At 44.2% G+C, this 12739-nt stretch carries 13 protein-coding genes and 1 pseudogene; all 14 read left to right on the top strand.

What is annotated here, in order from left to right; translation table 11 throughout:
* Window positions 1-7: 7 nt before the first annotated feature.
* Complete coding sequence (locus QZ327_RS02315) at window positions 8-226, top strand: NVEALA domain-containing protein (RefSeq protein ID WP_294616776.1); 219 nt, start codon at window positions 8-10, stop codon at window positions 224-226.
* Window positions 227-354: 128 nt separating this feature from the next.
* Entirely contained in the window at window positions 355-1509 is a 1155-nt protein-coding gene (locus QZ327_RS02310; protein WP_294616766.1) for a DUF4221 family protein, read from the top strand.
* A 6-nt stretch (window positions 1510-1515) separates the two neighbouring features.
* Window positions 1516-2121 (top strand): hypothetical protein, encoded by a 606-nt coding sequence (locus QZ327_RS02305; RefSeq protein WP_294616765.1) that lies wholly within the window; start codon window positions 1516-1518, stop codon window positions 2119-2121.
* A gap of 72 nt (window positions 2122-2193) precedes the next feature.
* Window positions 2194-3189 carry a 6-bladed beta-propeller gene (locus QZ327_RS02300; RefSeq protein ID WP_294616763.1) on the top strand — a complete coding sequence of 332 codons (996 nt, stop codon included), beginning with the start codon at window positions 2194-2196 and terminating at the stop codon, window positions 3187-3189.
* A 143-nt stretch (window positions 3190-3332) separates the two neighbouring features.
* Entirely contained in the window at window positions 3333-4283 is a 951-nt protein-coding gene (locus QZ327_RS02295; RefSeq protein ID WP_294616761.1) for a 6-bladed beta-propeller, read from the top strand.
* A 164-nt stretch (window positions 4284-4447) separates the two neighbouring features.
* Window positions 4448-4594, top strand: a pseudogene (locus QZ327_RS02290) (DUF1573 domain-containing protein); the annotation flags it as partial.
* Between the two features lie 29 nt (window positions 4595-4623).
* Entirely contained in the window at window positions 4624-5418 is a 795-nt protein-coding gene (locus QZ327_RS02285) for a hypothetical protein (RefSeq protein WP_294616760.1), read from the top strand.
* On the top strand, window positions 5322-6551 hold the full coding sequence (locus QZ327_RS02280) for a hypothetical protein (protein ID WP_294616758.1): 1230 nt from the start codon (window positions 5322-5324) through the stop codon (window positions 6549-6551). Before QZ327_RS02285 ends, QZ327_RS02280 begins: the two co-directional genes overlap by 97 nt.
* A 41-nt stretch (window positions 6552-6592) precedes the next feature.
* On the top strand, window positions 6593-7480 hold the full coding sequence (lepB, locus tag QZ327_RS02275) for a signal peptidase I (RefSeq protein WP_294616757.1): 888 nt from the start codon (window positions 6593-6595) through the stop codon (window positions 7478-7480).
* Window positions 7477-9126: an O-antigen ligase family protein gene (locus QZ327_RS02270; protein WP_294616774.1), complete on the top strand. Its 1650-nt coding sequence runs from the start codon at window positions 7477-7479 to the stop codon at window positions 9124-9126. The genes lepB and QZ327_RS02270 overlap by 4 nt, the downstream gene beginning before the upstream one ends.
* A gap of 19 nt (window positions 9127-9145) precedes the next feature.
* Entirely contained in the window at window positions 9146-10162 is a 1017-nt protein-coding gene (locus tag QZ327_RS02265) for a 6-bladed beta-propeller (RefSeq protein ID WP_294616756.1), read from the top strand.
* Window positions 10163-10216: 54 nt separating this feature from the next.
* Window positions 10217-10735 carry a hypothetical protein gene (locus QZ327_RS02260; RefSeq protein ID WP_294616755.1) on the top strand — a complete coding sequence of 173 codons (519 nt, stop codon included), beginning with the start codon at window positions 10217-10219 and terminating at the stop codon, window positions 10733-10735.
* Window positions 10736-10872: 137 nt separating this feature from the next.
* A complete protein-coding gene (locus tag QZ327_RS02255) occupies window positions 10873-11925 on the top strand; it encodes a BF3164 family lipoprotein (protein WP_294616754.1) in 1053 nt (350 codons plus the stop codon).
* A gap of 43 nt (window positions 11926-11968) precedes the next feature.
* Entirely contained in the window at window positions 11969-12412 is a 444-nt protein-coding gene (locus QZ327_RS02250; RefSeq protein WP_294616752.1) for a hypothetical protein, read from the top strand.
* The last annotated feature ends 327 nt before the right edge of the window (window positions 12413-12739 follow it).

Here is a 12739-nt window from a genome sequence, read left to right as displayed (position 1 = left end):
GAATTTTATGAAAGTGGCTTTTGTCGCAACATTTGCAGCGGTTGCCGGTTACGGGATTTATGCTAATCAAAAAGGAACAGAATTGTCAGATTTAGCTCTTAGTAATGTTGAGGCTTTGGCTAATGATGACGAATGGGGTACCGGCTTTAATTGTAGGTGGATTGATGAGCTTTATCTTCATTGTTGGCCTTGGGGCACCGGTTTAGGTTGCCCATGCTATATGTAAGATGATGATTTAGAATATATTTACTTGATCTATTTGTGTTTGGATGGTATGAATGAGTTGGGTAAATGTATTCTTTTTTTTATTTGTATCATATGTCTAATGTGCCGATACTTTAAAATTGAAAAGTTATGATTAAAATTTTGTTTCTATTATTAATACTATCAATCTCGTCTTGTACAGAAACTTACAATGATACCTTGTCATTGAAACGGAGTGATAAGGAGATTTCGTTTTCTCTAATGGACGATGTAAAAATGCCATTCGCTTCAATTTTTCCTTTTGAAGAAAATGGCGAAGATTATATAAGCTTTCAGAACTTTCCAAAAAGTGAAATACTTATATATAGTGTAAACACGGGGGCTTTGGTTAAAAAAGTAATGGTTGAAACGGAAGGAAATAATGCTGTGGTCAGTGGTTTTGGCGGGTATTACATAATGGACATGAATCATATTTTTGTTCCTAATTTGGGAGTTGCTACAATCTGTGTGATGGATACGACAGCTACGATACGACAACGGATTGATTATTCCAAAACAGAACAAGGGCAACGTTTAATACCTTTTATTCCGGATTATAAATCCCAAATGACATTTGTAGGAGATAGTTTGTATGTGCCTCAAACGCTAAATGGAATGTTAGGAAAGAAAACGATAGAAGAGAGTCCGATTAGAATTGTGATTGATACAACTAATAAGAAGGTTTCTACACTACCTATGAAATTTCCTCCTTTGATAACGAATAAGGATTTAGGAACAAATGCTGCATTTGGAATGGGATACTCAAGTTGCTATAATGGGCATTCCTTTATATATTCATTTTGTTCAGATGATTATTTATATACGACTGGACTCGCTCATAATCAAGTGACAAAAGTGAAAGCACATAGTCGCTATATAAGAAAAACTGAAGTTTTTCGTTCCAACGAAAATAATTTTCAGAAAATGATAAAGGCTCAATGTGAGCATGCTGCTTATGGTAAGATTATGTACGATAAGTATCGTGATGTATACTATAGATTTGTATATCCAACGTGTGAGATAGATGATTATTCGGGAGATTATGTTGAATTACTTCGATCGGGTAGGAAAAAGAATTCTGTTATGATATTAGATCGTGACTTGAATGTTGTAGGAGAAACTCTTCTTCCTGATTATACATATAATCCGAATCTCTCTTTTGTTTTGGAGGATGGATTATATATAAGTTTGAATCATATTATGAATCCGACTTATACAGATGATAGACTTTGCTTTCAACGATTTGAACTGGTTAAAAATAAGTAAAAGGTTATGGGAAATTTATTTAAATGTTCCTGTCTCATTTTTTTATGGGGAGGAATAATATCCTGTTCTATCAACAGCAAAAAAAATGAATTGGTTGATTTAGTGAAAAAGTGGGAGAATAAGGAAATATTTTACCCAATAGAAACAGCTTTTACTATATATGGTAAAGATACTATAAGTAATTATATGAGTTTAGGGAAGGAGTATACGATTGTTACCTATTTTGATTCATTGGGGTGTATGAGTTGTAAACTACAGGCTGCAAAGTGGAAAGATTTTATTTACATATTGGATTCGATATCTAAAAATACAGTTCCTGTTAATTTTTATGTTCATCCTAAAGATAAGGATGAGTTTTGTTCTCTTTTGAAAAAAGAGCAATTTGATGTACCCATTTGCGTTGATCAAAACGATTCGTTTCAGAAATTGAATCAATTCCCCAATATGATTGATTTTAGAACTTTTTTATTGGATGCAAATAATAAAGTGGTCGCTATCGGCAATCCCATCCACAACCCTAAAGTGAAAGAACTTTATCTGAAAATTATCCAAGGCAAGGAAAGTACTGAAAGCGAGAAACAGTTGACAATTTTATTTATATGTTTATTATAAATATCAAAATAGTAAACTATATGTATTGTTTCGACCAATCTTTAACAATGAATTTTATAATCTTTATACTATATGAAAGAGCACTTATATTTATTACTTGCAATCTGTTGTTTAGGATGTACTGTGAACGATAAAAAAGGAAAATATCAGAGTACCCGTGACAATGTGGTTAAAACTCATGAGTTAGTAAAAGAATTGCCTCTTGGAGAACTTTTGATAGGACCTATTTCGCGACCTTATATATGTGGTGATTATTTGGCAATTGTTGATTATCGTTCAACTGATAAGGTAATCCACTTATTGGATAAAAATACATTTTCCCATATAACCAGTTTTGGACAGTTTGGTCCGGGACCATCTGAAATTACCCGTATCGGTGGGTTGGCATGGGATGATAATAGCCGTAATATGTATATAACAGATCATGGAAAATGGAGAATCGTCAGTTATAATTTAGATAGTGTGTTAGCCAATCCTTCTTATGTTCCGCGAGTTAAATTTGAAATGAATAAAGGACTGTTTCCCTCTAATTATCAATATATAAATGATACGTTATCTTTTGGAGAATTTATAAAGCCATCAGGTACTTCGACTTTCAAACAGATTGCGGGGAAATGGAATATGGAAACAGGTGAAATATATCCTTTGGTTTATGATCATCCGGACGTAAAGGTAAAGCGTATTTCTTTAGCCGTTTCTATGGAAAACAGTATTTATGTTGAGTGTAATAACAGATATGATTTGATGAGCATTTTTGATTTTTCAGGGACTTTGAAATATAATATATACGGTCCTAATTGGGACAGTTCTGGAGATGGAAAATCTCATTTTGGTGGAGTCGCATTTTATAAAGACTGGATTATAGCAGTCTATGAAGGAGAAGATTTTAAAAGTTATGGATGGCCTACTAAATTTCATGTTTTTACATTGGATGGTGACTATATAAAAACATTGGATGTGGGTTATCGGATTTCTCGTTTTTGTTGTGATGAGTTCAACGATAGATTGATATTCTGTTTTGATGATGAAATACAATATGGGTATTTGAGTCTTAAAGAGATATTATAAGTTTATTATTATGAAAAATGGATTGGTTTGTTTTTTAGTCATGTTTTTTTGTTTTTCTTCATGCGGTGATGTATTGAATATAATCACTCTTGGGAAGAAGTTGCGGTAAAGTTACATAATATTTTATAGTAAGGAAATAAGTGATGAAAGTGAAAAATAGAATATGGATTGTGGTTGCGTCAGTGATTTTTATGGCGTGTACTCATGATGTGGAGAATGTCTCCGTTCCTATAGAGGTTGTAAATTGGGGCTCTGTCAAGAAAGCTGATGCCGAGGAGCTGTTTTGTGATACTTTGACTGATTATATTCTGCTTAAAAATACCAATCAGAATCAGTTGTTTGGCAGAATAGATAAAATAAAATTATGTAATGACCGAATATATATATCAGATAACCGAATGCGGGCATTGGTGGTATATGATAAGAATGGAACAGGGATAGCCAAAGTTGGAACTGTAGGGCAAGGACCGAAAGAGTTTTTGAGTATCACGGATTTTGATGTTGACAGTTTGGGGAATATTTATGTTTTGGATGGGCGTTTGGATAAATTGTTGGTATATGACGATAATTTTGCTTGTATAAAGGAAAAGAAATTACCATTTGAAGCTGATATTCTGAAAACTCTTGGAAATTCGCAGATGCTCTTTGGTCTTTCTTCTTGGAATAAGGGGAAAGCTGAAGGAAAGAAGATTGTCGCTACGGATGAGGCTTTTGAAGTTTGCCGTGAATATTTTAAGTATACGGATGCGGTTGACCCTGCATATTGGATTTCCGGATATTGTTTTGGGGAATCTGATACGCATATTGCATATAATCAAACGATTTGTAATGATGTTTATTTGTTTGATAAAATGGGGGATTTGGAAAAGATTTTCAGGTTTGATTTTGGTGATGAGAATGTATTGGACGCAGATAAGACAGATATTGAAAGGAAACTTCCAAATTATGATAAGTATATAATGCTGAAAAAGATATTGGCTGTAACGGATAAATATATCATCGGTTTCTTATGGGAACATCGTAAGACACGGATGTTGGATGTTCATGTTCGATTATGTTTCAAGCATTTGTTACTTAGGAAAAGAGTTCTCTGATTATGATCGTCGGCCGGGGTGTGGATTCTACGAGGATGGAATAATATCGTATATGGATTCTGAAAATGAATTATGTCCGGATACGGTGAATGCACACTTGCGAAATGAGGGTTTTGTTTTGAAAATTCAATCAGTTAAGTAAATCATGAAATGTTGGTTATCCCCAGAAGCCTGCCCGCCCCGGCGACAGTATTTTCTTGGGGGGCACTTACAAGACGGATCATCCGGAACACTTCGACAAGACGATAACGGTGTATTGCAATGCTAATCCCTCGTTGGTGCGCTTGAAGATAACAGGGGATGCCGGGTAGAACTTTGTTAATCCAAATAAATATTGATTATGAAACGCGTAGGTTATATTTTATTGATGGTAGTATCTTCCGCATTGCTGGCTTCGTGCAGCAGTGTGGAAGACAAGCGTTTGGACATCTGCCTGCAAGCGGCAGACGGCAATGCGCGGGAATTGGAGAAAGTGTTGGAGCATTATGCGGAGGAACCGGAAAAGCTGAAAGCCGCCCGCTTCCTGATTTCGAATATGCTCTATAATTATGCCTACACAGGCGGGACTACAGACAGCCTGAAGCGGGTACTGATGGCGGCGATACCGGAAGAGGGTGTCGTCCCCAAAGAGGTTAAGGATAAATGGAAGGGCGTGCGCCAAGACAATGCGCGGAAAGAACCGGACTACCGGAAGATAACGGCGGACCTGCTGATAGAAAACATTGATTTGGCTTTCGAGGTGTGGGAGCGGCGTCCGTGGAGCAAGCACTACTCGTTCGAGGAGTTCTGCGACTATATCCTGCCTTATCGGTTGGACAACGAACCGCTGGAGCGCTGGCGGAAACTGTATCACGACCGTTATGCCGCTGTGCTCGATTCGCTCTATCAGGGCACGGATGTGGTGGAGGCTGCCGAGGCGCTGCACGGCTATATAAGAAAAGAGGGCTTTGTGCATAACCGCGATTTACGCTTCCTCATTTCGGTGCTCTTTTCTTATGGAAAAACCGTATCGGATATTGCCGGGACAAGACGGACTTATTGTGCTATGCGATGCGTGCGGCAGGCATACCGGTGGCATCGGACACTTATTTCGTATCCAATACGTATGTGGGCAATCATAATTGGGCGGCGCTGATAGATACAACGGGGCTGACCATTCCTTTTGAGTTTGAACAGGACAAGGATATTGTGCGCGAGGTGGTTTTAGGACGCAAGCGTGGCAAGGTCTACCGGAAAATGTACTCCATCCAGCCGGAGAAGGTAGGTGGGCAGTATGGCGATAAGGAGCTTTATGCCCGTTTCAGGCAGCCTTACCTGAAAGATGTGACAACGGAATACCGATCTGTGGGCAGGGTGGAGACCGAGATAAGCAATAATAATCGGGATAAGTACGCTTACCTGTCGGTGTTCGACGGCAGCAAGTTCGACCCGATTGATGTGACGGAAGCGGGAAGACGCAAAGCGGTGTTCCGCAATGTGGAGCCGGATATGCTGTATCAGGTCACTTTCTACCGGAACGGCGATTTTGTGCCTGCGGGAGATCCTTTTTGGGTGGACAGCACATCGGCGGTGCGCTATTTCCGTCCGGACGGGCAGCGCAGGATGACGGTACGGCTCAACCGCAAGTTTCCCGAAAGCCGGGTGAAAATGTATACGGAAACGGCGGTCGGCGTGCGCATGGAAGGTGCCAACCGTAAGGACCTTGCGGATGCCGAACTGCTGTATCAGGTGGTGGACAGCCCTAAAGTGAATTACAATGTGGTGCGGCTGCCCGAAACGCGCAAATACCGCTATATCCGCTACAAGGCACGTAAGGGGCGCTTCTTGCAGTTGGGCGAGTTTGCGGTGTTCGGCGATACGGCACAGCTGGACAAGCATCAGCCCGTCAGGATAGAGGCGGACACCCTGTTGCCGGAAGAGGAAGCGAAGAAGATAGCGGCGGTGAACGACGGTGATTGGGTCAGCTATTACAAGTCGAAGCGCAAAGGCGAGGCGCTGATATTCGATTTCGGACGTCAGGTGCCGGTAAGCAGTCTGGTCTATATCCCGCGGAATGACGACAACTATGTACGTGCGGGCGATACGTACGAGTTGTTCTATCAGGACGGGACCAATGGTTGGGTCTCGCTTGGCAAGCAGACTGCCGCTTCCTGCTGGCTGACGTATGACAACGTGCCCGAGAATGCGTTGCTGTGGCTGCGAAACCTGACGAGGGGCAAAGAGGAAAGGGCTTTCTATTATGAGAATGGACGGCAGGTTTTTCCGTGAGAGTAGCCCGGAAGTCAATTATATAATTTAAAAACATAACCATGAATAACCCGTCTCTTTTTCGTAAAATCTTCGATTGGGGCATTAACCTCTTTCTCTGTCTCTGTGGCATGGGGCTTGCGTGGCTCGTCATCCAGGTGTTTTTTGTCACATCGTTTCATATCCCCAGCGACTCCATGGAGCCGGAACTGCTGGCGGGCGATGCCATCCTGGTGAACAAGGTGAAGTATGGCGCACGGCTGTTCGACGTGATGGATGCGGTGGACGGCAAGCAGGTGGAGATTAAGCGCCTGCCGGGATGGGGCAGGGTGGAACGGAACGACGTGGTGGTGTTCAACTATCCCTGCCCCAAGAAGTGGCGGCGGATTGAGATGGACGTGATGCAGTATTACGTGAAGCGTTGCGTGGCGCTGCCGGGAGATACGTTCCGCATCGTGAACGGGCGCTACCGGGTGGACGGCTGTCCGCACGACCTGGGGAATGTGGAGGCGCAAGACCGCTTCCGGGCGCTCATCGAAGAGCGGGGGCTGTCGGACGAGGACAAGGGAGTCAAGGCGTATCCGGGAGGCACGCAGCGATGGACGGTGAGGGACTTCGGACCGCTGTACATCCCGAAGGCGGGCGACCGCATCCGGCTGGACAGCACCGTGTTCAGGCTCTACAGGAATGTGATGGAATGGGAACTTAAGGAGAAACTGCGGTGCAAGGACAACCGGGTATACATAGGCGACCGGGTGCTTACGGAGTATCGCTTCACGAAGAACTATTACTTCATGGCGGGCGACAAGGTGGAGAACTCCAAAGACTCGCGTTACTGGGGACTGCTGCCCGAGGAGTATATCGTGGGCAAGGCGTGGAGAGTATGGAAATCGGTGGACGAACATAAAGGAAAAACAAGATGGGAAAGAATATGGAAAAAGATAAGATGAGCGTGTGGAAGTTTTGTGTGGCAAATGTGCTGCTGCTGATTGCCATGTTGCTGTTGCTCTCTTCAGTGGGTGTGACGGATGCCGGACTGGCGGCGGGTGAGACTATCGGGCAGTGGGTGTGGTTCGACAAGATGGCTGTGGCGGCGGGCGGCATCGTTCTGTTCGTGCTGTTGGTGTTGGGACAACGTAAGTATTGGTTCTCTCCCGGCTATCTCCTGTCGGTGGCGCTGATGCTCTGGGGCGGCGTGGAGGCTGTCTGGGGCTTGTGCCAGCTGTACGGGTTTGCCGTGTCGGGGCATTCGCGCTATGCGCTGACCGGCTCTTTCTTCAATCCGGGTCCGTATGCCGGCTATCTGGCGATGGTGCTGCCCGTATGTGTGTGCCGCACTGTCGGTCTGTGGTTCCGGTGGGACTGCATGGAATTTCCTTTGAAGGTGGAGCGGTGCATCGCAATGGCATCGGGAGCCTGCATCCTTTGCGTGCTGCCTGCCACGATGAGCCGTTCGGCATGGCTGGCGGCAGGAGTGTCGTGCATGTGTGCGGTCGGAATGGAGAAGGAGTGGGGACAGGCATGGCTCAGGATGTGGCGGCAGGAGAGGAAGCTTGCATGGGCGGCTGTGGGTGCCGGCGTGACGGCGCTGCTGCTGGCGTTCGCTCTGATGTGCACAATCAAGCAGGATTCCGCCAGGGGGCGGTTTCTGATGTGGAAGGTGGCTTGCCGCGCCGTGGCGGAGAAACCTTGGTGCGGGCATGGGACGGGAAGCTTCGCGGCTGCCTACGGGGATGCGCAGGAACGGTATTTCGCGCAAGGCTCGTACGGCTGGTGGGAGGAACGCGTGGCGGGAAGCCCGAAATATGCCTTCAATGAGTATCTGAAGGTGGCGGTGGAGCATGGGATACCGGCGGCGGTGTTCGTGGTGTGTGTGATAGGTTTCTGCCTTTGGCGGGGAATGCGCCAGGAGGAGTACGGGATGTGTGCGGCCATTCTCTCGCTGGCGGTGTTCTCCTTTTCGTCCTATCCGCTGCTGTTTCCCGCGTTCAGGGTCGTGCTGGTAGCGTTGCTGCTGTTGTGCGTGGCGAGGCCTTGGTGGAAGACCTGGGTGATAGGGGCGCTGGCGGTGGCTGCGTATGGCGCCTGCCGCATGGCGGACGACCGCCGGATGCTGGATGCCTGCCGCGAAGAGGTGAGCGTGCGGATGCTCTATCGTGCGGGGGCTTACGAGGCTGCATTGAAAGATTACGTAAGGCTCTATCCGTTGCTGAGAGGGAAGGATGGGTTCATGTTCGAGTACGGGCATTGCCTGCACAAGCTGGAACGGTATGCAGAGTCGACCCGGATAATGAATGAGGCGGTGGCGTTGAGCAATGACCCGATGATACTGAACATCATCGGCAAGAACCATCAGCAGCTGGGGGATTACCGGGCGGCGGAAGATTGTTTCATGCGTGCCGTGCATCGTCTGCCGGGCAGGATATATCCCTATTATCTGTTGGCAAAGCTGTATGCGGAGCCGGGATACTGGCAACCGGAGAAGTTTGAGGAAATGAAACGGATTGTACTGACGAAAAAGCCGAAGGTGAATTCGACGGCGATAAGGGAAATGAGGGAGGAACTGGAGAGGATGGATGTTAAAGGAAAAGAATGAAAAAGAGTGAGAATATACCATGAAGAATATTTTTATACTATCTATAATGTGTCTTTGTCTATCGTGTACCAAGAGGTCAATAGAGACGGAGCGGGTGTCTGCCTTTCCTATGACGGGAAGTTTGAAGGCTGAAGTAGTGCCTATACCGGTTCCTATCTTGTTGCCGCGTTATATAGGGGTCTTGGATGATTATCTATATGTCTATAAAGAGAAAGAGGAAAACTTATTTGCATTTTTTAGAAGAGAAGATGGCAGCTATATAGGCGATGCAGGTAGGCGAGGACAGGGACCTGATGAATTTATCATGTTGGATACGAGAAGTTTCAATGAGATTGGTGGAAACCGTTTTACGGTTCTTGAAGTCGGTAGCAATCTGCTCAAAACGGTAGGCTTTGATGGTACGGGATTGTCTGTTCATGATGTAAAGAGTGTTTTCAAACAAGGTATAGCCAATAACGGGTTTTATAGTTTGGCGGATAGTATGTATCTGACATTGGGACGTTTGGAGGGAAATATGGAGTTTTGTTTGTTGGATGGGAAGACCGGAGAATTGACCGAGACAGGAACGTATCCGTTGTGGGTGAACCGGGAAGAGATAATCAATCATCCTCCTTTGTTTGTCCCTTATTTGAAGACTTGCGCTGTCCGTGCGGATGGGAAAAGAGTAATTGTATTTTATTCCCGCTTCAAGCGCTTAAGGATTTATGATGATAAAATGAATATTTTGCATGATATTGATGTGCGAATCGAACCTTGTGTGGTTGACTTTCGGAAACCGGTGCAGGAACAGCCTGCGTATTATACCGGTGCCCCTTGTGTCGTAAGGGATTATATTTATGTACTATGTACGAATGTCAATACCGGCATCGAACGTTGCGAGTTGCAGGTCTGGAATTGGGAAGGAAAACCGGTCGCTTGTTTCCGGCTCGACAGGAAAGTGTCGATGATAGCTGTCGATGAACGGGCTGATAAGATATATGCTGTCGACAGTCAAGTTGACAACGAATTGTATGTGTATGATTTACCTTTAATTTAATTGATTATGTGTAGGATTGGGAAGTATTTTTTATTGTTATTGTTTTTGCTTTCAATGTCTGTGGAAGCAAAGGGTGATGGATGGAAAGTGATAGAGAATAAATTCTATTCGCTGTTGCTGCCTGCCGAATGGTGTCCGCAACCCGGTATGCCGGGCAATGGGGTTGAACCGGGAATGCGTAAGGTGAAACCATATCTTATTTATTATTTTGCATGGCATACGCCCATAAGGGATAAGAATGACATTCCGACTCGTGTCGGCATTGATATTCAGACGTATGAAAAGGCTGATGGTTCGGCGGTCTCTTTAGATGAAGCACGCAAACTGACGATTCCACCTTCGGTTCGGATAGAGGACTCTTATCCGTCTTCGGATGACCTGTATTGTACGGGGATTAAAAAGAGTAAAGAAATGGATGGCAGTATCGTAGAGTACAAGATACTCTATCTGTTGGAAAAGGATGGGAACAGAGTGCATTGTATCAAACTGGATTTGCGAAAGGATTATTATGAAAAATCATCTGAAGCACAACAACTTGTATTTGCTATCTTGAACTCGTTTATGGTGAATTGAAACGGATGTGCAAATAGGCATAGTTGCATCGTTGATACGGATGTTGTTTGCATGGTTATCAATCCGGATGATTCAAAACAGTTGGATATGGAGATAACAGATAAAGTCTGGATAGAGTATAAATGAAGATATGCGATATGAAAAGAGCAAACCTGTTAGTATATATATTTGTAGCAGGAGTAATACTGTCTTGTACTCCTCGTGGTTCAAAAACAGTGGTGGAGACATTTGAAATCTCGTTATCACCGGTTTGTGAGGATGACATTCTGCTGGGGATGCCTAATAAACTGGCGTTGTCAGGCAATATCATGGCAATCAGTGATACAAAAATGGATTCATTGGTACATTTTGTAAATGTAAGGGACGGGAAATATATAGGTAAAGGGTGTGTTTATGGGCAAGGACCCAACGAAATGAGTATGATTACATCCCTGAACCCGATGGGCGAACATGGGTATACGGTGTATGAACCCAATAGGCGGACTTTATATCGGATGTATCCTGACGGGGCGGGCGGCAGGATTGAAACGTTGTTCTATAACGGGCGAGACAGTGTGCACTTTCATCGTGAAGTCCATCCTCTGACGGATGGAAACTATGTGGCTACAGGATTTTACCGTTCATTCCAGTTCTGCCTTTTGGACAGTTTGGGGAATGTTTGTCGGACGTTCGGAGAGTATTCATTTCGGGATGAACAGGAACGGGAAGTACCGGAAATCGTCAAGTCGCAGGTTTATCAGGCTGCTATGACGGTAGCTCCTTCTGCCACGCATTTGTTGGCTTACTGTCTGTTGGGGGATATTCTTTCGTTCTATAAGGTGGAGAAGGGAGTTCCGGTGTTACAGGAAACGAGGTGTTTGAGCTTCCCCGAGTATAAATATGATGGAGAGAACTATTTGGGTGCTTCACAAGAAAACAAACTGGCATATCTTGACGCTGCTTCTACAGACGATTATATATTCCTGTTGTATTCTGGGAGAAGCATCCGGGAAGAGGGTATGAAAGCATTTGCAGGAAATACCGTATGTGTGTACAATTGGAATGCGGAGAAAGTTGCCGAGTTGAAGAGTGATATGGACTTGAAGTGTCTGTCGCTATCGCCCGATGGAACCGTTGTGTATGCCATAGTCATCGATGGAAATCCGGTTTTAATGAAGTTCTCTCTGCCGGAAAAGTTTCAGAAAAGATAGTATCAGGAGATAATCCTATTTTAGTATTTTATAAATTGAAAGTATGAGAAAAAGGCGTGTGTTTATAGGTACTTTGTCCATAATTCTATTATTGGGCTTTTTTTTCAATTGGAAGAGAATAAGTGACGGGATGTTCCGTGTCGGTTCTTCTGTGATTGCATCCCGGGCAAGGAGTGCGGAAAGTTTTTGGTTCGGCCATGTGGATATAGATAGCCTTTATGGGATAAAGGGGCATAAATATTGCGTGTTTATGAAGAGTCCGGGTGATATGGATGCTTTGGCGGTTTACAAGGATTCGTTGCTTGTTATAACGGCGGGTGATTGTAACGGAAAAGTATCGGGACAGGGATATGATGCGGTCATCCTGCCGGGAAGTGCGTTTTTCTATTTGCTGGAAGAGGACGAGAAGGGGATGGTATGCCGTATTGACTCTGCCACTCAATCGACTCCATGTCGGTATAAGATGAGGAAAATCCGGAAATGGTAAAATGTAGCTATGGACATGGATATGAGAATACAAAATTACCGATGATACTGAACATCATCGGCAAGAACCATCAGCGGTTGGGAGACTATCTGTATAGGTGTTGGATGTAAATAAAGACAAGTTAGTATAAATGAGATAAGAAAAGAAAAAAATGGAAAGGAGCGGACGGTCAACGTTTTGGTGGTACATAGCGAACCATCCGTTTCCTAACCCCATTAAGAAAGGAGGTTTTTGGCAAAGATACGGATTAGAGGATAAATGAAGCAAATATTTGCTGATTTCGTTGAAATGATAAATACGAAAAAGGAAAACATTTTATTACTTTAA

The sequence above is a fragment of the uncultured Bacteroides sp. genome (genome assembly GCF_910578895.1).
In the GTDB taxonomy this organism is placed as follows: domain Bacteria; phylum Bacteroidota; class Bacteroidia; order Bacteroidales; family Bacteroidaceae; genus Bacteroides.
The sequence above is the reverse complement of the archived record's forward strand: the minus strand, read 5'-3'. Positions and strand labels throughout refer to the sequence as shown.